Origin of the sequence: Kribbella sp. NPDC058693 (genome assembly GCF_042715335.1) — a bacterium.
GTDB lineage: Bacteria > Actinomycetota > Actinomycetes > Propionibacteriales > Kribbellaceae > Kribbella > Kribbella jiaozuonensis.
In genome coordinates, this window is sequence record NZ_JBHXSQ010000003.1 from 1,094,487 (window position 1) to 1,114,536 (window position 20,050).

28 protein-coding genes are annotated in these 20,050 nt (G+C 67.9%); 12 read left to right on the forward strand and 16 right to left on the reverse strand.

Annotation, left to right across the window (positions count from 1 at the left end; genetic code table 11):
• The first annotated feature begins 27 nt into the window (after positions 1-27).
• The 3 genes from ACFWUU_RS23380 (at position 28) to ACFWUU_RS23390 (ending at position 2,374) form a co-directional block, all read left to right on the forward strand.
• On the forward strand, positions 28-1,431 hold the full coding sequence (locus tag ACFWUU_RS23380) for a class II fumarate hydratase (protein WP_380178110.1): 1,404 nt from the start codon (positions 28-30) through the stop codon (positions 1,429-1,431).
• A gap of 83 nt (positions 1,432-1,514) precedes the next feature.
• Positions 1,515-2,093 (forward strand): DUF402 domain-containing protein, encoded by a 579-nt coding sequence (locus ACFWUU_RS23385; protein WP_380178113.1) that lies wholly within the window; start codon positions 1,515-1,517, stop codon positions 2,091-2,093.
• A gap of 122 nt (positions 2,094-2,215) precedes the next feature.
• On the forward strand, positions 2,216-2,374 hold the full coding sequence (locus ACFWUU_RS23390; RefSeq protein ID WP_170989968.1) for a hypothetical protein: 159 nt from the start codon (positions 2,216-2,218) through the stop codon (positions 2,372-2,374).
• Positions 2,375-2,446: 72 nt separating this feature from the next.
• On the opposite strand, the gene ACFWUU_RS23395 is transcribed toward ACFWUU_RS23390, so the two are convergent.
• Positions 2,447-4,111: a fumarate hydratase gene (locus ACFWUU_RS23395; protein WP_380178115.1), complete on the reverse strand. Its 1,665-nt coding sequence runs from the start codon at positions 4,109-4,111 to the stop codon at positions 2,447-2,449.
• A gap of 102 nt (positions 4,112-4,213) precedes the next feature.
• Positions 4,214-4,519: a hypothetical protein gene (locus tag ACFWUU_RS23400; RefSeq protein ID WP_380178117.1), complete on the reverse strand. Its 306-nt coding sequence runs from the start codon at positions 4,517-4,519 to the stop codon at positions 4,214-4,216.
• Between the two features lie 96 nt (positions 4,520-4,615).
• On the opposite strand from ACFWUU_RS23400, the gene ACFWUU_RS23405 reads away from it, so the two are divergent.
• Positions 4,616-5,320 (forward strand): DUF1707 domain-containing protein, encoded by a 705-nt coding sequence (locus ACFWUU_RS23405; protein WP_380178119.1) that lies wholly within the window; start codon positions 4,616-4,618, stop codon positions 5,318-5,320.
• A gap of 34 nt (positions 5,321-5,354) precedes the next feature.
• On the opposite strand, the gene ACFWUU_RS23410 is transcribed toward ACFWUU_RS23405, so the two are convergent.
• On the reverse strand, positions 5,355-5,699 hold the full coding sequence (locus tag ACFWUU_RS23410; RefSeq protein WP_380178121.1) for a hypothetical protein: 345 nt from the start codon (positions 5,697-5,699) through the stop codon (positions 5,355-5,357).
• A gap of 38 nt (positions 5,700-5,737) precedes the next feature.
• Positions 5,738-6,202 carry a hypothetical protein gene (locus ACFWUU_RS23415; RefSeq protein WP_380178123.1) on the reverse strand — a complete coding sequence of 155 codons (465 nt, stop codon included), beginning with the start codon at positions 6,200-6,202 and terminating at the stop codon, positions 5,738-5,740.
• A 347-nt stretch (positions 6,203-6,549) separates the two neighbouring features.
• Between ACFWUU_RS23415 and ACFWUU_RS23420 the strand changes: the two genes are divergently transcribed.
• A complete protein-coding gene (locus tag ACFWUU_RS23420; protein ID WP_380178125.1) occupies positions 6,550-6,849 on the forward strand; it encodes a helix-turn-helix domain-containing protein in 300 nt (99 codons plus the stop codon).
• 34 nt (positions 6,850-6,883) lie between these two features.
• Here ACFWUU_RS23420 and ACFWUU_RS23425 read toward each other — a convergent pair whose 3' ends face one another.
• A complete protein-coding gene (locus tag ACFWUU_RS23425) occupies positions 6,884-7,663 on the reverse strand; it encodes an ABC transporter ATP-binding protein (protein WP_380178127.1) in 780 nt (259 codons plus the stop codon).
• Positions 7,651-8,979 carry a 2-isopropylmalate synthase gene (locus ACFWUU_RS23430; RefSeq protein ID WP_380178129.1) on the reverse strand — a complete coding sequence of 443 codons (1,329 nt, stop codon included), beginning with the start codon at positions 8,977-8,979 and terminating at the stop codon, positions 7,651-7,653. Before ACFWUU_RS23430 ends, ACFWUU_RS23425 begins: the two co-directional genes overlap by 13 nt.
• A gap of 184 nt (positions 8,980-9,163) precedes the next feature.
• On the opposite strand from ACFWUU_RS23430, the gene ACFWUU_RS23435 reads away from it, so the two are divergent.
• The gene (locus tag ACFWUU_RS23435; protein WP_137258392.1) at positions 9,164-9,832 is read left to right on the forward strand and encodes a FadR/GntR family transcriptional regulator; all 669 of its coding nucleotides are present in this window, start codon (positions 9,164-9,166) and stop codon (positions 9,830-9,832) included.
• Here ACFWUU_RS23435 and ACFWUU_RS23440 read toward each other — a convergent pair.
• From ACFWUU_RS23440 to glpX, 3 genes are read right to left on the reverse strand one after another with little or no spacing between them, the layout of a single operon-like run.
• Positions 9,829-10,299, reverse strand: a complete 471-nt coding sequence (locus ACFWUU_RS23440; protein WP_380178131.1) for a hypothetical protein — start codon at positions 10,297-10,299, stop codon at positions 9,829-9,831. The genes ACFWUU_RS23435 and ACFWUU_RS23440 overlap by 4 nt on opposite strands.
• A gap of 1 nt (position 10,300) precedes the next feature.
• Entirely contained in the window at positions 10,301-11,251 is a 951-nt protein-coding gene (locus tag ACFWUU_RS23445) for a carbohydrate kinase (RefSeq protein WP_380178133.1), read from the reverse strand.
• Positions 11,248-12,282 carry a class II fructose-bisphosphatase gene (gene glpX / locus ACFWUU_RS23450; protein ID WP_380178135.1) on the reverse strand — a complete coding sequence of 345 codons (1,035 nt, stop codon included), beginning with the start codon at positions 12,280-12,282 and terminating at the stop codon, positions 11,248-11,250. The genes ACFWUU_RS23445 and glpX overlap by 4 nt, the downstream gene beginning before the upstream one ends.
• 69 nt (positions 12,283-12,351) lie before the next feature.
• Here glpX and ACFWUU_RS23455 point away from each other — a divergent pair, with 69 nt between their 5' ends.
• Together ACFWUU_RS23455 and ACFWUU_RS23460 are read left to right on the forward strand one after the other, a co-directional pair.
• On the forward strand, positions 12,352-12,966 hold the full coding sequence (locus ACFWUU_RS23455) for a DUF4245 domain-containing protein (RefSeq protein WP_380178137.1): 615 nt from the start codon (positions 12,352-12,354) through the stop codon (positions 12,964-12,966).
• Positions 12,967-13,131: 165 nt separating this feature from the next.
• Positions 13,132-13,788: an NTP transferase domain-containing protein gene (locus ACFWUU_RS23460; protein ID WP_380178139.1), complete on the forward strand. Its 657-nt coding sequence runs from the start codon at positions 13,132-13,134 to the stop codon at positions 13,786-13,788.
• Between the two features lies 1 nt (position 13,789).
• Here ACFWUU_RS23460 and ACFWUU_RS23465 read toward each other — a convergent pair whose 3' ends face one another.
• Both ACFWUU_RS23465 and ACFWUU_RS23470 read right to left on the reverse strand, forming a co-directional pair.
• Positions 13,790-14,110, reverse strand: coding sequence for a DMT family transporter (locus tag ACFWUU_RS23465; RefSeq protein ID WP_380178141.1), 321 nt, complete (start codon positions 14,108-14,110; stop codon positions 13,790-13,792).
• Positions 14,110-14,715 carry a flavodoxin family protein gene (locus ACFWUU_RS23470; RefSeq protein ID WP_380178143.1) on the reverse strand — a complete coding sequence of 202 codons (606 nt, stop codon included), beginning with the start codon at positions 14,713-14,715 and terminating at the stop codon, positions 14,110-14,112. Before ACFWUU_RS23470 ends, ACFWUU_RS23465 begins: the two co-directional genes overlap by 1 nt.
• Positions 14,716-14,755: 40 nt before the next feature.
• Here ACFWUU_RS23470 and ACFWUU_RS23475 point away from each other — a divergent pair, with 40 nt between their 5' ends.
• The gene (locus ACFWUU_RS23475; RefSeq protein ID WP_380178145.1) at positions 14,756-15,409 is read left to right on the forward strand and encodes a TetR/AcrR family transcriptional regulator; all 654 of its coding nucleotides are present in this window, start codon (positions 14,756-14,758) and stop codon (positions 15,407-15,409) included.
• 6 nt (positions 15,410-15,415) lie between these two features.
• Here the strand turns inward: ACFWUU_RS23475 and ACFWUU_RS23480 are convergent, their stop codons facing one another.
• The gene (locus ACFWUU_RS23480; protein WP_137258383.1) at positions 15,416-15,631 is read right to left on the reverse strand and encodes an exodeoxyribonuclease VII small subunit; all 216 of its coding nucleotides are present in this window, start codon (positions 15,629-15,631) and stop codon (positions 15,416-15,418) included.
• On the reverse strand, positions 15,628-16,842 hold the full coding sequence (gene xseA / locus ACFWUU_RS23485) for an exodeoxyribonuclease VII large subunit (protein ID WP_380178147.1): 1,215 nt from the start codon (positions 16,840-16,842) through the stop codon (positions 15,628-15,630). Before xseA ends, ACFWUU_RS23480 begins: the two co-directional genes overlap by 4 nt.
• Before the next feature lie 46 nt (positions 16,843-16,888).
• Here xseA and ACFWUU_RS23490 point away from each other — a divergent pair, with 46 nt between their 5' ends.
• The 3 genes from ACFWUU_RS23490 (at position 16,889) to ACFWUU_RS23500 (ending at position 18,398) form a co-directional block, all read left to right on the forward strand.
• The gene (locus ACFWUU_RS23490; RefSeq protein WP_380178149.1) at positions 16,889-17,089 is read left to right on the forward strand and encodes a hypothetical protein; all 201 of its coding nucleotides are present in this window, start codon (positions 16,889-16,891) and stop codon (positions 17,087-17,089) included.
• Complete coding sequence (locus ACFWUU_RS23495) at positions 17,082-17,240, forward strand: hypothetical protein (RefSeq protein WP_380178151.1); 159 nt, start codon at positions 17,082-17,084, stop codon at positions 17,238-17,240. Before ACFWUU_RS23490 ends, ACFWUU_RS23495 begins: the two co-directional genes overlap by 8 nt.
• Before the next feature lie 117 nt (positions 17,241-17,357).
• The gene (locus ACFWUU_RS23500; protein ID WP_380178153.1) at positions 17,358-18,398 is read left to right on the forward strand and encodes a 4-hydroxy-3-methylbut-2-enyl diphosphate reductase; all 1,041 of its coding nucleotides are present in this window, start codon (positions 17,358-17,360) and stop codon (positions 18,396-18,398) included.
• Here the strand turns inward: ACFWUU_RS23500 and ACFWUU_RS23505 are convergent.
• From ACFWUU_RS23505 to ACFWUU_RS23515, 3 genes are all read right to left on the reverse strand, one after another.
• Entirely contained in the window at positions 18,391-19,029 is a 639-nt protein-coding gene (locus tag ACFWUU_RS23505; protein ID WP_380178155.1) for a hypothetical protein, read from the reverse strand. The two genes, ACFWUU_RS23500 and ACFWUU_RS23505, sit on opposite strands and share 8 nt — an antisense overlap.
• 3 nt (positions 19,030-19,032) lie before the next feature.
• Positions 19,033-19,551 carry a SigE family RNA polymerase sigma factor gene (locus ACFWUU_RS23510; RefSeq protein ID WP_380178157.1) on the reverse strand — a complete coding sequence of 173 codons (519 nt, stop codon included), beginning with the start codon at positions 19,549-19,551 and terminating at the stop codon, positions 19,033-19,035.
• A gap of 93 nt (positions 19,552-19,644) precedes the next feature.
• Positions 19,645-20,043, reverse strand: coding sequence for a helix-turn-helix domain-containing protein (locus tag ACFWUU_RS23515; RefSeq protein WP_137258377.1), 399 nt, complete (start codon positions 20,041-20,043; stop codon positions 19,645-19,647).
• Positions 20,044-20,050: the final 7 nt, after the last annotated feature.

The window sequence follows — 20,050 nt, forward strand, 5'->3', positions numbered from 1 at the left end:
CGACGCTCAGCGACGTACTCTGCAGGTATGGGTGATGACGTGGAATTCAGGATCGAGCACGACACGATGGGCGAGGTCAAGGTGCCTCGGGACGCGTTGTGGCGGGCGCAGACGCAGCGTGCGGTGGAGAACTTTCCGATCTCCGGGCGGCCGCTCGCGCCGGCGCTCGTGCATGCGCTGGCACAGATCAAAGCCTCGGCAGCGGTGGTGAATGCCTCACTCGGCGTCATCGACGCCGACCGGGCGGCCGCGATCGTGGCTGCGGCGGACGACGTGGCCGCGGGGGAGTACGACGCGGAGTTCCCGATCGACGTCTTCCAGACCGGCTCGGGTACGTCGACCAACATGAACGCGAACGAGGTTCTGGCCACGCTCGCCACCCGCTCGCTCGGCGGCGACGTGCACCCCAACGATGACGTCAACGCATCCCAGTCGAGCAACGACACGTTCCCGTCGGCGATCCACGTGGCGGCGACCGCCGGCGTCGTACAGGAGCTGTTGCCGGCGCTCGAGCACCTCGCGGATTCCCTGTCTCGTAAGGGATCTGAGTTCGCCGAGGTGGTGAAGTCCGGGCGGACGCACCTGATGGACGCGACGCCGGTGACGCTGGGCCAGGAGTTCAACGGGTACGCGCAACAGATCCGCCGGGGTGCCGTGCGGGTGCGGGCAACGCTGCCCCGGGTCGCCGAGCTTCCCCTGGGCGGTACTGCGGTTGGCACCGGGATCAACACGCCGCCCGGGTTCGCGGCCGCCGTCATCACCGAGCTGAACCGGCGGACCGGTCTGGAGTTGACCGAGGCCGAGGACCACTTCGAGGCGCAGGGAGCTCGTGACGGACTGGTCGAGCTTTCCGGGCAGCTGAAGACGGTTGCCGTCAGCCTGACGAAGATCTGCAACGACTTGCGCTGGATGGGTTCCGGGCCGCGGGCCGGGCTCGGCGAGATCTCGCTGCCTGACCTGCAGCCGGGCTCGAGCATCATGCCGGGCAAGGTGAATCCGGTGATCTGCGAGGCGACATTGATGGTCGCCGCGCAAGTGATCGGCAACGACACCGCGATCACCGTGGCTGGTGCCGGAGGCAACTTCGAGCTGAACGTGATGCTCCCGGTGATCGCGCGCAACCTGCTCGAATCCATCACCCTGCTCGCGAATAGTTCGCGCCTGCTCGCGGACCGCTGTGTCGACGGCATCACCGCGAACGTCGATCACGCCCGCGCACTGGCCGAGTCGTCGCCGTCGATCGTGACCCCGCTCAACCGCTACATCGGGTACGAGAACGCCGCTGCGGTGGCCAAGAGTGCTTTGAAACAAGGGAAAACGATCCGCGAGGTCGTGATCGAGAACGGTCACGTCGAGAAGGGAGACCTGACCGAGGAGCAGCTGGACGCGGCCCTCGACGTACTCTCCATGACCCGCCCGGCGGACTCGTGACGGACTATTGGGAGCCGGGGACAACGATCGAGTGGGTGTACGAAGGGACCGGAAGGCACGCGGACAAGCCGAACGTGCGGCCGATGACGGTCGTGCGTGACGACGCCGACGGGCTGGTCGCCTGGCTCGCGCCCGGTACGCCGTTGCTCAAACCGGTCCTCGCTGACGGACGGGAGACGCGGCACGCGGGTCCGGTCGGGATGTTCACCGAGGAGCGGGTGCTGAAGCTCGACGTCTGGCACGGGACCGGGATCCTCAAGGTGTCGCCGCCCGGCAAGCCGTGGTCGGTCTGGTACTTCTGGGGCGAGGACGGGACCTTCCACGGGTGGTACGTGAACCTCGAGCGGGAGCACGTGCGCGACTGGGCATCCCGCCGTACCAGCACCGTCGACCACGTGCTCGACCTGTGGATCAAGCCCGACCGCACCATCGAGTGGAAAGACGAGGACGAGCTCGAGGGAGCAGTCACGGCCGGCCGATTCACCGCCGCCGAATCCGACCGCATCATCGGCAACGCCCACGCCGCCATCCGCGACATCAAGTCGTGGACTACCCCCTTCTCCGACGATTGGCACCTCTGGACACCGCCACCCACCTGGCGAGTCCCCACCGCCCCCACAACCCACCAGCCCACCCTGATCGCCGAAGAACTACACAGCTGATGCCCCACGCCTTCCTCGTCACCGGAGACGGTCGAGGGGCTTGCTCGCTTGCAACGACCGGTTGACAACACAGGTGGGTTACGAGCGCTTCCATCCTGGTGGTTCGGACTTACCTTGGAGACATGTACACCATCGAGTTGCAGGACGAGGAGCTCCAGATACTGCGGTCCGCCCTTCGGAGCTACCTCCAGGCCTTCGGCCATAACGAAGCCGATCTCGTCCAGGCCGCGAAGACGTTGATGCTCAAGTTGCCCGAGACGGTAGAAACCAAGGCCGGCTGAGGTCACCCTCGAGCGGTTCCAGTACGGCGACGGGGACACGCCACGCCGCCGTACCCCGGCGCCACGGTCAGCTCAACTGCGCGGACGCACCGTCAGTGGGACGGGCTTGCGGGTGTCGGTGAAGAAGTCGTTGCCCTTGTCGTCAACCACGATGAACGCTGGGAAGTCCTCCACCTGGATCTTCCACACGGCTTCCATGCCAAGCTCGGCGTACTCCAGCACGTCCACCGACTTGATGCAGTCCTGCGCCAGCCGCGCCGCCGGACCGCCGATCGACCCCAGGTAAAACCCGCCGTGCTCCTTGCACGCCGCCGTCACCTTCGCCGACCGGTTGCCCTTAGCAAGCATCACGAACGAACCACCCGCAGCCTGGAACTGGTCGACGTACGCGTCCATCCGCCCCGCCGTCGTCGGCCCGAACGACCCGGACGCGTACCCCTCGGGCGTCTTCGCCGGCCCCGCGTAGTACACCGCGTGATCGCGCAGGTACGACGGCATCTCCTCGCCCGCATCCAGCCGCTCCTTGATCTTCGCGTGCGCGATGTCCCGCGCCACCACGAGCGGCCCGCTCAGCGACAGCCGCGTCTTCACCGGCAGCTTGGACAGCTCCGCGCGGATCTCGCTCATCGGCCGGTTCAGATCGATCCGTACGACGTCGGCCGTGTCGTCCAGGTGCTCGTCGGTGGTGTCGGGCAGGAACCGCGCCGGGTCGCGCTCGAGCTGCTCGAGGAACACACCCTCCGGCGTGATCTTCGCCAGCGCCTGCCGGTCCGCCGAACACGACACCGCGATCGCGACCGGGCAGGACGCGCCGTGCCGCGGCAGCCGGATCACGCGGACGTCGTGGCAGAAGTACTTCCCGCCGAACTGCGCGCCGATCCCGAACTCCTGCGTCAGCTTGAAGACCTCCTCCTCCAGCTCCACGTCCCGGAACCCGTGCCCCACCGGCGATCCCGTGGTCGGCAGCGTGTCGAGGTAGTGCGCGGAGGCGTACTTCGCGGTCTTCAGCGCGTACTCCGCCGACGTACCGCCGACCACCACCGCGAGGTGATACGGCGGGCAGGCCGCCGTACCCAGGGAGCGGATCTTCTCGTCCAGGAACTCCATCATCCGCGACGGGTTCAGGACCGCCTTGGTCTCCTGGTACAGGAACGACTTGTTCGCGGAGCCGCCGCCCTTGGCCATGAACAGGAACTTGTACGCCGGGTCGCCGTGCTGCGGGGTCGAATAGAGCTCGACCTGGGCCGGCAGGTTGGAGCCGGTGTTCTTCTCGTCCCACATGGTCAGCGGGGCCATCTGCGAGTACCGCAGGTTCAGCTTGGTGTACGCGTCGTACACGCCGCGGCTGATCCACTCCTCGTCGACCGCGCCGGTCAGTACGCCCTCGGACTTCTTGCCCATCACGATCGCGGTGCCGGTGTCCTGGCACATCGGGAGCACGCCGCCGGCGGAGATGTTCGCGTTCTTCAACAGGTCCAGCGCGACGAACCGGTCGTTCCCGGACGCCTCCGGGTCGTCGATGATCCGCCGCAGCTGGGCGAGGTGCGCGGTCCGCAGGTAGTGCGAGATGTCGTGCATCGCCTCTGCGGTCAACGCCTGCAGCACCTCGGGCTGCACCTGCAGGAACGTCCTGTCGCCCGCCGTGAAAGTGCTGACACCTTCCGTCGTCAGCAGCCGGTACTCCGTCTCGTCAACACCCAACGGCAACAGATCGGAGTAGTTGAAGTCGGCAGACACCGGGCATACCTCCAGGAGGAGTGGACTGGACGCCCCAAAGCCTAGTTCTCCCCGCGGCGCAGCCCCACGCGACCTCCGTCTCACCAACAGCTGAGGCAACCCTCACCCGCGCACGGCGCGCCAGGCGCCGGGCAGCTCCCGTCCGAGAGACATCCGGTTCCAGGCGACGTTGCGCGGATCCGCACGTCCCTTCGTCAAGCTCGCCGGAACGGCGTCGCGCAGCAGGCGCGCGAGCCCGGTGATGATCAGCTGCCCGGCGACCGCCATCGCGGCGGCAGGCCACACCAGCAGATCGCGTCCGGAGAGCTGCGACCCGAGGACCAGAGCGATGCCGACGACCATCACCGCGAACGCGACAAGGTACGCGGCGGCGAACGCTCGTCCGCGGGCTCCTTCGGGCCAGGTCATGTCCGACAGTATGAGCCCGGAACCAGGGTTCGCATCAGGGGTGAATCGGGGGAGAAACGGGCGGCGGCGCGCCTGCTGCGCGCGTATGGTTTTGCCGTGGCTCAGGATGACGTTCCTCAGGAGAACCGACCGCAGGATGCCGTGCCCTCGCAGGCGGCGACCGGTGACGAACTGGCGTTGCGGCGGCGGGTGTCCGACGCCGAGCGGGAGCAGGTGGCCGACGTACTGCGCGAGGCCGCGGGCGAAGGACGCTTGTCGTACGGCGAGCTGGAGGAGCGGCTCGAGACGCTGTTCGGCTCCAAGACATACGGCGAACTCGTCGAGCTGACCGCCGACCTGCCGGACGGGCCGCGCGCTCCGGGTACGGCGGGGGTCCCGTCGGTCACCCCGCAGTACAGCGGCGCGATGGTCGAGACCGGCCCGGTGATCAACGTGTTCATGTCCGAGACGAAGCGGATGGGCAACTGGCTCGTCCCGCAGCGGCAGGAGGTGAACGCGGTCCTCGGCGACGTCACGCTGGACTACACCGAGGCGCAGATCCCGTACGACGACATCCAGGTCGACGTGAAGTCGATCCTCGCCGACGTGAAGATCCGCGTCCCCGCGAACGCGATCGTCCTGCTCGACAGCAACCCCATCCTCGGCTCCGTCTCCGAACAGGAAGCCGGCCTCAAAGCCGTCCCCGACCCGAACGCACAGCCGACCGCCCCCAAACGCTTCCACATCCGCGGCACCGCCATCCTCGGCGAAATCAAAATCAAACGAGGCCCGCGCCTGAGCAAACGCCTCGGCCTCACCTGATCCACCCCGCACATTCGACCTCGGGCGAATCCGCCTAGCTGTTGTGCGAAGTCGGCGTACAGCGCTGGTCGGCGAGTACCGTCCCCAGCCAGCCGCGGAACTCTGGAAGGTCGCGTACGTTCCGCTGCGACAGCCGGAGGATCCCGTCGAGATCCACCACGGCCGGCCGCTGCGTGACGAGCTGGTACACCGGGGGGCCGATCAGAACGGCGTATGCCGCCACGACGAAGAGGACATCGACGAAGTCGGGAGGCGGCGCACCGGCCAACAATGGGCCCAGGACCGCCAGCACGGCCACCGGTAACAGGGCCAGGAGCGCCTGGAACGCCCAACGCCGCCGCAACGGAAACACCACTCGCCCGGCACGACGCAGCTCCACATCCCAAACCTCCGCCGAGACGTCCCCCATGTCCCGCATCAGTCCAGACGCCCTTCCTGGGAGAGCTGCCGCTGCTCGGCCAGTACGTCGTTGAGCCACACACGGAACGACTCCAAGTCGTTCACATGGTGCTGGCTGAGAACGAGGTCCTTCGCCCGCACGTCCCTCGGAAGCACCCGGAGTCGCCGTACCAGGCTCGGTCCCGACACGGCCCCGATCGAACTGATGTCGCTCCACGCGATGAAATACCGACGGCCGCGGTGGATGCCCCGGCGGTCGACGACCACCCTCGGTCGCTGGGTGACCAGCTGCCACACGACCACGCCGGCGGCACCGACGTACAGCACGGTGATCAGATAACCGACGTACCGCCACCCGCCGTCGTCGAGCATCTCCGGAAGCCCGAGCCCCAGGTAGGCCGTCGTACCCAGCAGCGGCACGACCGGCACCCACCCGAACGCCCACCGGCGCAGCGGAAACTCCACCCGCCCATTCCGATGCATCTCAACCACCCAAGCCTCAGGCAGCCGCTCACCCATCACCGCCACACCGGCCCCCAGCCCTCGCCCCACCCCGAAGCGAGATCACTGTAGTGCACCGGACTTCCTGTCGGGGCGGTCCGCTCTGCAACAGAGAGTAGTCAATCTGTTATAGCATCCGTGCTATGACCTGGGGTACCGTTGAACTAGAAGCCGAGGTGCGTACCTGACTCGAAGCTCTGCCCGTCGATCTGTTCGCCCGCGCTGCCTTTTACGTGGATCTTCTTGCCGACAGGGGACCGCTGCTGGGCGAGCCGTACACGAAGCAGCTCGACGGAAAGCGCACCTGGTCTCCACGGAGGAGGACTCAGATGAGTGAGCGGACTGGTTGGGATGGTTTGCGTGAGCGGCGGATGGGGGAGCCGGGCGCCTTGGATGCGTACGACGCCACTCGGCGCGCGTTCGAGCTCGGGGCGACCGTTCGGACGATGCGTGAGCAGCGCGGCTGGACGCAGACCGCCTTGGCGGAGGCGGCCGGGATGACGCAGTCGGCGCTGGCTCGTTTCGAGGCGGGCGGGACGGTGCCCACGCTCGCGCTGCTGGAGCGCATCGCTCACGCGTTCCATGCCCAGTTGGTCGTTCGGTTCGACGAGAGCACCCCGGCTGCCTAGCTGGTGCTACGACGCCGGGGTGCTGATCGCCGGCTCAGCTTGTCTTGCCTGCGGTTGCGGTCCAGCGGCCTGCGTGGCGGTTGATCCTGATGGGGTGGTTGAAGGTTTGGGAGATGAGGTCGGTGGTGATCACGTCGTCCACCGGGCCGGCGGAGAGGATTTGGCCTTCGCGGATGAGGGCGGCGTGGGTGGTGCAGGTGGGGAGTTCTTCCAGGTGGTGGGTGACTAGGAGCCAGGCCAGGTGGGGGTGGGTGGTGTGGATTTGGTCGAGGGTTTCGAGGAGTTGTTCTCGGGCGGCTACGTCGAGGCCGGTGGAGGGCTCGTCGAGGAGTAGGAGTTTGGGGTCGGAGATCAGGGCTCGGGCGATGAGGGCTCGGCCCCGTTCGCCTTGGGAGAGGGTGGTCCAGGGGGAGTGGGCCAGGTCGCTGATGCCCAGTAGGTCGATCAGTTCCAGGGCGCGGGTTTTCTGCGAGGGTGTTGGTTCCCAGCGGGGCATGCGTTCGATGGTGCCGGTCAGGCCGGTGAGGACTACGTCGACGATGGAGAGCGGTGAGCGCAACGGATGGCGCGGATTGACGTGGCCGATGGACTCGCGCAGGGTGCGGATGTCGACCGTGCCGAGGCGCTTGCCGAGGATCTCGACCGTGCCGCGGGTGGGGTGCGTGACGGCGCCGCAGAGGCCAAGCAGTGTGCTCTTGCCGGCGCCGTTCGGTCCGAGCAGAGCCCATCGCTCGCCTTCGCCGACGGTCAGCGTGACCCCGGACAGCAGCAGTTTGCCGTCGCGGACGAAGTCGACATCTTTCAGTTCGAGCACCCGTAAACCTCCTCGTACAACGCCTTCAGCTCCTCCGCGCTCGCCTCGCGCCCGGTCTCGTCCGTACGCCGCTGCACATGCTGCGCGAACTCCCGCTCCTGTGCAGCAGACAGCCGTACGCCGTACACCGACTCCAGCACGTGCGCGATCCCACCCTTACCCGACTGGCTGTTGACCCGGACCACCGCCTCGTACCCGCGCCCGACATCCGCCGGATCGATCGGCAGATACGGCACGTCCCAGAAGCCGTCGTCCTGTACGGCGAACCCCTTGCGGATCGCGTCCTGATGCGTGCCGGAGAAGGCCGTGTAGACGAGCTCCCCGACGTACGGGTGCCGCGGATGGATCGGCATCCGGGTGCAATGCTCCACCACGGAACGGATCCGGTCGATGTCCGAGAAATCGACCATCGGATCGACGCCCTGCGCGTGCAGGTTGAGCGCGAGCGTCGCGATGTCCACGTTCCCGGTGCGTTCGCCGTTTCCGAAGATGCAGCCCTCGACCCGTTGCGCCCCCGCGAGTACGGCGAGCTCGGCGCAGGCGATCCCGGTACCGCGGTCGTTGTGCGGATGCACCGACAGGATGACGCTGTCGCGCCGAGGCAGGTTCTGGTGCATGTACTCGATCTGGTCGGCGTACACGTTCGGCGTCGCGACCTCGACCGTCGCAGGCAGGTTCATGATCACCGGCCGCTCCGGCGTCGCGTCCCACTGCCTCGTGAGGTGATCCGCGAGCTCGAGCACGTAGTCCGGCTCGGTCAGGTTGTACACCTCGGGCGAGAACTGGAACCGCACCGAATCCCCGGCCAACCGCAGGATCTCCTCGGACCCCGCGTAGATCATCGACGCCAGTTCGTCCCGCGAACGACGCAGTACGACGTCCCGCCACGTCGGCGCGGTCGCGGCGTACATGTGGATCACTACGTCGCCACGCATCCCGGCAACGGACTCGACCGTCCGCGCGATCAGGTCGGCCCGGGCCGGCGTGAACACGACGATCGTGACGTCGGACGGCACCAGGTCCGACTCGGCGAGCAAACGAACAAAGTCGAAGTCGGTCTGCGACGCGGACGGGTACCCGACCTCGATCTCTTTGTAGCCGATGGCAACCATCAGCTCGAAGAAGGCTTGTTTGCGCGCGGGATCCATCGGCTCGGCCAGTGCCTGGTTGCCGTCGCGGAGATCGACCGGCACCCACAAGGGTGCGCTGGTGATCCGGCGGTCCGGCCAGGTGCGGTCGACCGGCGCGACCGGGACCTTGGCGAAGATGTCGCGGTACCGATGGCTCGGCATGGGGGAGGGCTGCTGGCGGTTCATGGGATGTGGTCCTTCCGGAGCGCTGGGAGGACCGGCAGGCGACTGCACTCCACGAAGGGAGCGCCGGTCGAATCAGCTCCCGCCGTGGCGGCCAAGAAGGAGGAGACCCGGAAGCTTGCGCATACCGAGCACGCTATCAACTCCTCAGACAAGCTGACAACCTGAGGAGTCGTAGAATAGCTAGATGATTCGACGTCACCCACTGGCCGAGCAGGCTGCCGAGGAGCTTCTGCAGCGGATCGGGAGCGGGGAATGGACGGTCGGCGCCAAGCTTCCGGGCGAGACCACGCTGGCCGCGCAGCTCGGCGTAGGCCGGTCGACGATCCGCGAGGCCGTCCGCGAGCTCGCAGGCCGCCGCGTGCTCGAGAGCAGGCAGGGCGCGGGCGTGTTCGTGATCGCGCTACAGGCCGCCGAGGACTGGGACAAGGTCCTGCGCAAGGCCGACATCACCGACGTACTCGAGGGCCGGCTCGCGATCGAGACCGAAGGCGCCCGGCTGGCGGCGTCCCGTCGTACGCCGGAAGACCTGAAGAACTTCCGCTACACGCTGACGGACCGCAAGCGGGCGGCGTTGAGCGCGCCGGACGACTGGTACATCGAGGCCGACATGGCGTTCCATCGCGCGGTCGTGGTCGCCGCGCACAACGCAGTACTCACCGAGCTCTTCGACTCGTTCGCCCCGCGGATCCGGCGCGCCATGATCGACATGCTGAAGCTCGACGACCAACACCGCCACCGGAACGACCAGGCCGCCCATGCGGCGATCGCCGAAGCCATCCGCCTCCAGGACCCGGACCTCGCCGCCGCCCGCTCCCGCGCACACCTCAGCAAGGTCCGCAGCAGCCTCGCCTAACCGCGGTGCTGATCCAGCAAAGACCGCAGCCAGGGCGTCAGAGCGTCCAGATCCTCGACGTTGTCCTGAGGGATCGAGATCGGCCGCGTACGCCGGTCCGCCGGGTTCACCTGGACCGTACGGGCGAGCGGCAGACCGGTCGGCCCGTCGATGCTGGTGATCCCCGACCACGGGAGGTTGCGCCCGCGAGTGATGCCCTCAGCATCGACCGTGATCACCGGCCGATTCGTGATCAGCTGCCACGCGGTCAGCGCCGTACCGTAAACGAACGCGGCCAAGGCCGTCAGCCGCAGTACGCCGAGCGCTCCGGACACACCGTCAGCGCGCAGATGATCGATGTTCGTCCACGCCGACAGCACCATCAGCAGCGCGAACCCTGCCAGCCGTACCGCCAGCCGACCACGGCGCGGCAGGAACACCACGCTGCCCTTGGACTCCAGCTCGGACGTCCACGTCTCCGCCGACATGTCAGGCGCCCCACCGCGCAGCGTGTTCAGCCGCGGTCGGCGGGTCCGCGCCGTGTCGCGTACAGGTGATCGCAGCCGCCTTCACCGCGTAGTCGACAACGTCGTGCAGCTCCGAGGAGGTCAGTCCGGCCAGCCGCCGCTCACCGAGCAGGTCGCGCTCGAGCAGACCGGTGATGAGCGCCGCCATCAACGAGTCGCCCGCACCGACGGTGTCGACCACCTCGATCGCCGGCGCCTTCACCTCGACCCGCACATCCCGGCCGACGCCGATCGCGCCCTCGCCGCCGCGCGTGATCACCACGCACTGCGTCCGCTCCTCGCCCAGCAGCTCCGTGGCGATGTCGTCGAGCGACACTCCGGGCCGGAAGAACGCACAGTCCTCGTCGCTCAGCTTGACCAGGTCGGACAGCGCCGCGAGCTGACGTACGGCGGCCCACGCGACCACCGGGTCCGGGGTGATCGCCGGGCGCGCATTCGGGTCGAGCGTCACCGTGACGGGCTGGTCCGCCACCGACTCCAGGAACCTGTGGATCGCCGTCGCGCCCGGCTCGAGCATGGTCGCGATCGAACCGGTGTGGATCGCCGGGCAACCGCGCCGCAGAGACAGCGCCGGCGGGTCCCAGGTCATGTCGAACTGGTACGACGCCACGCCGTCCGCATCCAGCGTCGCGGTCGCGGTGCTGGTCCGGAACCCCGGATCGACCGTCCCAGGAGCGAGCTGAACCCCGTTCCCGAACAGGTGCGCGCCGAGCAGGTCGCCGTACTGGTCAGTGCCGAACCGCGCCACCAACTCGGTCGGCACGCCCATCCTGGCCAGGCCGACGGCAACGTTCGCCGCGAACCCACCCGGGATCGCCTTGCCCTTCCCGTTCCCGTTGCGGGTGGTGGCTTTGGCCGCGGTACCGACGATGTCGACAAGAGCCTCGCCGATGACGAGGACGGGTGCGCTCATCGGGCGTGCTCGAAGTCGATGGCGGAGTACGCGCGCAGCTTGGACAACTGATGCTCGCTCTCGATGCTGCGGATCGTCCCGCTGCGCGATCGCATCACCAGGGAGTGGGTTCGCGCGGTCGACCGCCCGTACCGGACGCCGCGGAGCAGCTCGCCGTCGGTGATCCCGGTCGCGACGAAGAAGCAGTCGTCACCGCTGACCAGGTCGTCCGTGTTGAGCACGCGCTCCAGGTCATGGCCCGCGTCGAGCGCCTTCTGCCGCTCCTCGTCGTCGCGCGGCCAGAGCTTGCCCTGGATCTTCCCGCCGAGGCATTTCATCGCGCAGGCGGCGATGATGCCCTCCGGCGTACCGCCGATGCCGAGCAACATGTCCAGACCGGTGTCCGGCCGCGCTGCCTCGACCGCGCCGGCCACATCACCGTCGGAGATGAACTTGATCCGCGCACCGGTCGCCCGGATCTGCGTGGCCAGCTCGTCGTGCCGCGGCCGGTCGAGCAATACGACGGTGACGTCGTCGACCGTCGAGCCCTTCGCCTTCGCGACCCGGCGGATGTTCTCGGCGACCGGGAGCCGGATGTCGACCACCTCGGCCGCCTCCGGGCCGACGACGAGCTTCTCCATGTAGAAGACCGCGGACGGGTCGTACATCGAGTTCCGCGCCGAGACCGCCATCACCGCGATGCCGTTGTTCATGCCCTTCGCGACCAGCGTCGTACCGTCGACCGGGTCGACCGCGACGTCGCACTCGGGCCCGTCACCGCCGCCGACGTGCTCGCCGTTGAAGAGCATCGGGGCGTTGTCCTTCTCGCCCTCGCCGATTACCACCACGCCGTTCATCCCGACCGTGCCGATCAGCGTGCGCATCGCGTTCACCGCCGCGCCATCGGCGCCGTTCTTGTCACCGCGGCCGACCCAGCGCCCCGCCGCCATCGCCGCGGCCTCGGTGACCCGGACCAGTTCGAGGGCGAGGTTCCGGTCAGGCGCATGCGCGTCGACCTCCAGGTGGGCCGGTGGCGTGGTCGGGTCGCTCATGCCAACGGATCGTAGCCAACGAGCCTGGCCGCTGTTCGGGCGGATTGCGCCTCGCGAGACACTGTGCGTATGAGTTCGACAGGTCAGGGTGCGTCCAACGAGGCTGCGGCGCGGGAGCGGGCGCAGGTCCAGGCGGAGGCGAACGAGTACCGCCAGGCGTACCGACGGGACAAAGCGAAGTCGCAGACCGTCGGGAACATGGTGGCCGCGCTGGTCATCTGCCTGGTGGTGGTCGCGTTCCTGATCCTGGTCACCTGGCGGTCGAAGCCGGCCGAAACGCCCAAGGCGGTCGAGTACACGGCACAGCTGGAGGACGCCCGGGTGGCCGCGCCCTGGGTCCGCGGCCCGGAGCCGATGCCGGCCGGCTGGACCGCGACCAGCGAGGAATTCCGCAAGCCCGAGCAGGAGCCGATGACCTGGCACCTCGGCGTCGTCACCACCGAGAAGAAATACGTCGGGCTCGAGCAGTCCAATGTCACCGGCGGCAAATTCCAGGCCGAGAAACTCGGCCGGACCTCCGACGACGGTACGACGACGCTGGCCGGCGTCACCTGGCAGCGCAAGGTTCTGCTCGACCGCAAGGGCGAGAACGCGTTGGTGCTGGTCGGTAGCGGAGTCACCACGATCGTTACCGGAAATGCGGGTTATCCCGCACTTGAAGCGTTTGCTTCCGTCTTACGCTGACCAATTTCCGGGCATTTCCGACCACTTTCCGGACGGTCGTTGACACCTGCCCACGGCAGAGGGTTCGATCGAAGCTCGGCTTCTGACGCTCGGGGACTAGCGAGAGGGCCCGAGCAGCCATGCCCACCATGCTCACGCCGTCCCGGGCGGGGAGTTGATCCGGCGATGTTCGTGACCGGCCTCTTGCTGGGCGCAAACAGCTCACCGCATCTCGGCGCTCCCTGGCAATTGTTGGCGTACCAGGGCGGCACTCTGTTCGGTTCGTCGCTGGAGTCCGCACGGGAGTGCGGGTTCGACCAGTTGGTCGTGACGCTCGGCAGTGCGTCCGAGCAGATCCACGACCGGGTCGACCTGGACGGCGTCCGCGTGGTCGAGTCGCCGCACTCCGACACCGACAGTTCGTCGATCGTGCCGGCGCTCGACGCGGTCGATCGGCGCGCGGACGGCATCGTCGTACTGCTCGGCGATCAGCCGGGGATCACCTCGGCGGCCGTGTGGTCACTGGTCGCCGAGGCGGCGACACCGATCGGCGTCACCCGGTACGACGACGGCGAGAGCTACCCGTGCTGGTTCGGGCGGGAGCTGTTCGGCGAGCTCCGGGCCCTGCGCAGCGACTCCGACCTGTGGAACCCGATCCACAACGGCGCCCACCCGGTCACCAAGGTCGATGCCATCGGCAACATTCCGCCCCGGGCGACGACGTGGGCGTCGTACCACGGGATGCTGTCCGGCGGGACCACCGCCGCCGAGGAACTGCCGCTCGACACGCATCCGATCCCGGTGGCCACCCACCCGCGCCGCCGACGCCACGCCTCCAGCTGATCTACTCCGCTCCGGCGAGGCGGAGGCCGACGATGCCGGCGACGATCAGCGCGATGCAACCGATGCGCGCCGGGGTGGCGGGCTCGTTGAACAGGATGATCCCGAGCGTCACCACCCCGACCGATCCGAGCCCGGTCCAGATCGCGTACGCCGTACCGACCGGGAGCCGATCGAGCGTCTTCGCGAGCAGCACCACCGAGATCATGCCGAACACGAGGACGCCGACCGTCGGCCACAACCGGCTGAAGCCCTCGCTCGGCTTCAAGCTCAGCGCGAACGCGATCTCGAACGCAGCCGCGGCGAGCAACACAAGCCACGCCATCAGGCAGCCACTGCTCCTCTCAGGTGCCGGTGGGTCACCGTTGCGACACGGGTGCCGAGCGCGGCCGCCGTACGAAGGTCCGTGGCCGGCGGGGCCTTCTCGGCTGAGAGGTCCGCGTCGGACTGCGCCATCGCGCCCATCCAGCTGCCGAGGCGGTTGAGATCCTCGATGCTGGCCGTGCTCTCCGCCCAGCCCGGGTAGATGTCCAGTCCGACCCAGATCATCCCGTGTTGTGCCGCGAACACAGCCAGGTCGACCAGGCTGTTCAGCTTGTCGCCGGACATCGCCTTGGAGTTGGTGAACCCGGCGGCGATCTTGTCCCGCCAGCCGAGGTCGGCCGCCCAGATCCGGACACTCTCCTCGGCGAACTTCTTGAACACCCAACTCGGACTGCCCATGTACGTCGGTGCGCCGAAGATGATCGCGTCCGCGGCGGTCAGCCGCTCCCACACCTCCTCGCTCAGTTCGTCGAGCGGGACGAGCTCCGCGATGGTGCCCGGCACCGACGCGGCCCCCGCCGCTACCGCCTCGGCCTGCTTGGCGGTGTGTCCATATCCCGAGTGGTACGCAACGGCGACGGTCGCGGTGACGGGTGTCGTGCTCATGTACTTCCTCCTGAGGGCTTAGCGGACTACAGTCCGTCTCATGAATGACAGTACCGGACCGCAGTCCGCTTCACAACGGGGTCTGCCGGTGGTGGGTGAACCGCGCCCGGAACGCGCGGACGCCCGGCGCAATCGGCTGCGCGTGCTGGAGGCGGCCGACCGGCTGTTCACCGAGCACGGGGTGAAGAACGTCTCCCTCGACGCGATCGCCGCGGAGGCAGGCGTGGGAAAGGGCACGGTGTTCCGCCGCTTCGGCGACCGCGCCGGCCTGGCGGTAGCGCTCCTGGACGAACGCGAGCAAGAACTCCAGGCAAAGATCCTCACCGGCCCGCCCCCACTGGGCCCTGGCGCACCGCCGCTCACGCGCGTGCTGGCGTTCCTGGACGCCTATCTGGATCTCCTGGACCGCCACGTAGAACTCTTCATGGACAGCGAAAACGCCTCAGACGGCGCCCGCTACCGGATCGGCTCGTACCACCTCTGGCACCGCCACCTGTCCCACCTGATAGAAACCGCCCACCCCACCCTCGACGCCGACTACACCGCCCACGTCCTCCTGGCCCCCCTGGCCGCCGACCTCCACAACGCCCTCCGCACCCAAGGCTTCACCCTCGACCGCATGAAGTCCGGCCTGCGCGAGGTGGCAACCAGCGTGTTGAGAGTCGGCGAAGCCGTTGGTGACGGCAACGAGTAACGCGGGTTACTTGGGTTTTTCTTCGTGGGTGGTTTGGGCTTTGGTCAGGCGTTCGCGGGCGCCGTCGAGCCAGTGTTGGCAGGTGGTGGCCAGTTCTTCGCCGCGTTCCCAGAGGGCGAGGGATTCTTCGAGGGAGGTGCCGCCGGCTTCTAGTTTGCGGACTACCTCGACGAGTTCTTCGCGGGCCTGTTCGTAGGTCAGCTCGGGTCGGTCGGCGCTCACTTGTTCTCCTCGGACTTGACTTCGACCGCGAAGCGGCCGTCGGTGACGCGTGCCTGGAGCACGTCACCGGGCGCCACCTGCGCCACTTCCCGTACGGCGGTGCCATCCGCCAGCTGCAGCACGGAGTACCCGCGCTCCAGCGTCGCCTTCGGGGACAACGCCCGGACGCTGGCCAACCGGTGCGCGATGTCGTCGCTCGCGCGATCCAGCCGATGCGTCAGCGTACGGCGACTCCGCTCGATCAGCGCGGCGACCTCGTCGGAGCGTCGCTGCAGATCCGTCACAGGGGCTGCCAGCGACGGCCGCGAACGGATCGCCGCCAGTGCGTGCGTCTCGCGATCCAGCCACGACGTGATCGCCCGTAGCCCGCGCTCGCGCAGCAGGCGAACGCCGTCGAGCTCCTCGCGTACGTCGGGCACGATCCGCTTCGCCGCGTCGGTCGGCGTCGACGCGCGCAGATCCGCGACCAGGTCGAGCAGCGGCGAGTCCGGCTCGTGCCCGATCGCGCTCACCACCGGCGTACTCGTCTTCGAAACGGCCCGGATCAGGCCCTCGTCCGAGAACGGCAGCAGATCCTCGAGCGAGCCGCCGCCGCGTGCGATCACGATCACCTCGATCGAGTCGTCCGCGTCCAGCTTCCGCAGCGCGGTCATCACCTCGCCGGCCGCCGACGGCCCCTGCACCGACGCGTACTCGATCCGGAACGCGACCGCCGGCCAACGCCGCTTCGCGTTCTCGAGTACGTCGCGCTCGGCCGCCGAGTCGCGCCCGCAGATCAGGCCGATCGTGTGGGGGAGGAACGGCAGCTTCTTCTTCCGGTACGGCTCGAACAGCCCCTCGGCCCCGAGCAGCTGCTTCAGCCGCTCGATCCGGGCCAGCAGCTCGCCGATGCCGACATGGCGGATCTCGCTGACGGCGAGCGCCAGCGTGCCGCGGCGGGCGAAGAAGTTCGGCTTGGCGTGCACGAGCACCCGTGAGCCGTCGTGTACCTCGACTGTCTCGAAAACCCGTCGATTGCAGGTGAACCGGAGCGAGATATCCGCGTCCGTGTCCCGCAGCGTCCCGAAAACCGTCGTCGTACCGCGCCCGATCGAGACGTCCGTCAGCTGCCCCTCGACCCACACGGCGCCGAGCTGGTTGATCCAGCCGGCAATCCCGTTCGCAATCGTGCGAACGGCCGCGGGTGCTTCCGGCGACGTCTCCAAAGCCACGCCCCAGACCCTACGGCCCACCACCGACAAACCCTAACGTTGAGTAATGCGTCCCTTCTTGCTGTTGGATTTCGACGGCCCGCTCAACCCACACCAGGCCGACGGAATCCCACCCGGCTACCAACAGCACGAGATCGTCGAAGGCAAGAAGACGTGGCGCGTACTCCTCAATCCGCACCACGGAGCCGAGCTCAACAACCTGGCGAGCGCCTTCGGTGGGCGACCGTCCGTTTGTCTGGGTGGATGACGAGGCGAAAGAGACGGAGTTCACAGGTGAGCATCAGTTGGTGTATCCCGTGGATGCGCGCATCGGTCTGACCACAACGGATTTCGCCGCGATCCGGTCCTGGGCGGCCGGAAAATCCTTTGCGGACAAGGCGTTTCCCACGCATCCTTGACGTGCTGGTAACACCTCCCACGGGGGAGCCGTCCGGACAGGGCGGACGGCTCCTCGACTTCCGACGGTGCTGGCGGTCCGTTGTGCGGATCCGGCGGTGTTAACCCCGGCCCGTACCATGGGGATCGTGACTGCCCAGCCTGAGAAGATCGGTACGACGACCGCTGTGGAGACCAAGCGGGTGCTGCTTGCGGCGCCGCGGGGGTACTGCGCGGGCGTGGATCGGGCCGTGGTGGCGGTCGAGAAGGCGCTCGATCTGTACGGGCCGCCGGTGTACGTCCGCAAGGAGATCGTGCACAACAAGTACGTCGTCCAGACGCTTCAGAAGCGTGGCGCGATCTTCGTCGACGAGACCGTCGAGGTGCCGGAGGGGGAGACGGTCATCTTTTCCGCGCACGGCGTCGCCCCGATCGTGCACGAGGAGGCGGCCGCGCGGCAGTTGAAGACGATCGACGCGACCTGCCCGCTGGTGACCAAGGTCCACCACGAGGCGAAGCGGTTCGCCGCGACCGACTACGACATCCTGCTGATCGGCCACGAGGGCCACGAAGAGGTCATCGGCACGTCCGGCGAGGCCCCGGAGCACGTGCACCTCGTCGACGGGCCTGACGACGTACCCAACGTCACCGTCCGTGACCCCGAGAAGGTCGTCTGGCTGTCGCAGACCACGCTCTCCGTCGACGAGACGATGGAGACGGTACGCCGCCTGCGCGAGCGGTTCCCGAGCTTGCAGGACCCGCCGAGCGACGACATCTGCTACGCCACGCAGAACCGCCAGGCCGCGGTGAAGAAGCTTGCCCCGGAGGCCGACCTGATGATCGTCGTCGGCTCCCGCAACTCGTCGAACTCGGTCCGCCTGGTCGAGGTCGCCGTCGAGCACGGCGCCAAGGCCGGCTACCTGGTCGACTACGCCGACGAGATCGACGAGGCCTGGCTGGACGGCGTCGACTCTGTCGGCGTCAGCAGCGGGGCGAGCGTTCCCGAGGTGTTGGTCCGCGACGTACTGCGCTGGCTCGCCGAGCGCGGCTACGCCGACGTGCAGGAGATCACCACCGCGGAGGAGAGCCTCACCTTCGCCCTCCCCCGCGACCTCCGCACCGACCTGAAGGCCGCCGGCCTCCCCACCACCGGCACCTCAGACCACGCCTGGACTATCTGACCACCAGCTGCGTGGTCGCAGTGGTCGGGAACCAGCCCTTCGTGCCGCAATAGCGGATCGTGTAGGTGAACTTGTAGGTCCCCGGTTTCGTGTACACGTGCGTCTCCGGGATCACGTACGTCTCGGACCCGACCGTCAGTTTCTTCCGGGTGCAATCGATCGCGCCGCCGTCGGAGCCGCCCGGCATGCCCTCGCCGAAGCTGTAGTCCGTGCCCCCGGACAGGTTCATGAACGAGTCCTCGGGTAGCAGCGTGCCCTCGGGGATTGCCGTCGGGACGAATGCCTTGCCGGACAGCGCGACGGTCATCGTCACCGTTCGGCCCTTGATCGTGGGCTTCAGGGCGACCTTGATCGGTGGCGGTGGTTTCGGGGCGGCTGTTGGGGGACCCGTGATTGCTGACTTGGGGGCGCCTGGGGTGTTGGTGACGGGTGGGGCGCCGCCGATGTTCGTGACGTTGCCTAGGGCAAGGGTGATGGCGACGGCGCCGGCCGCGGCGACGGTGATCACCCCGGCGGTACGGCGTCGGCGTACCGTCCGGACGCGGGCGAACACGGCCTCGCTCGGTACGGCGGTCGGTGGCGGCGGGTCCGCGACGAGCTGCTCGAACCGGGTCTTCAGGTCTTCGGTCATGACTCAGCCCTCCTTCTGGGCAGGGGCGGAGACGGCGGCGACCAGGTGGTGCTCGCGGAGCTTGGCCAGTCCGCGGGACACGTTGCTCTTCACGGTGCCGAGCGAACAGCCCATGATCTGGGCGATCTCGGCCTCGGGCAGGTCCTCGAAGTACCGCAGGACCAGCGTCGCGCGAGTACGGCGGGGGAGCGTGGCGAGTGCCCGGAGCAACAGGTCGCGGTCGTCGACGACGCCGTACTCCGAGGGCGACTCGGGCTCGGGGAGATGCTCGGTCGGCGTCTCACCCTTCCATTTGCGCCGCCACCATTGGGTGCTGGTGTTGACCATGACTGTGCGGGTGTAGCTCTCCAGCGCGTTCCCGCTGCGCAAGGAGTTGCGGTGGAACCACACCTTGGTCAGTGAGGTCTGCACCAGGTCCTCGGCCAGATGCCACTCTCCGGTCAGCAGATACCCGAACCGCTGCAACGCCGTGAACCGTCCGTCCACGAAGTCCGCGAACTCCCGATCCCGTCCTGGATCCATCCCACACCCCTCGTCTCATCCCGGTCAGGAGTGTGATGAGGCAAGGGTTCCGAAAGGTTGAGCTGTAATCCGACGGAGCGGAGCTTGTGATGTTCAGACGGAGGCGTCGTACTGCGCCTGGGCCTCGGTGATGGCCGCCAGGTGGTCCTCGGCCCAGGTGCTGACCGCGGTGATGGGGGCGATCAGCGACTCGCCGAGCGGCGTGAGGGCGTAGACCACCCGCGGCGGCACCTCGGCGAAGACCTCGCGGGTGACCAGACCGTCCCGCTCGAGGCGGCGCAGGGTCTGGGTGAGCACCTTGGGCGCGACCGCGCCGATGCCGTCGCGCAGTTGGGTGAACCTCATCGGGCCGTGCTGCAGCCGCAGCACCGCCAGAACCGTCCACTTGTCGCCGATGCGATCGAGGACGAGGCGCGTCCCGCAGTTCGGATCGGAGAGGTTGCCGCCGGGCCTGGAGAGCTCGTCGAGGTCGTGTCTCCCATTAGTAACCACAAGGTAC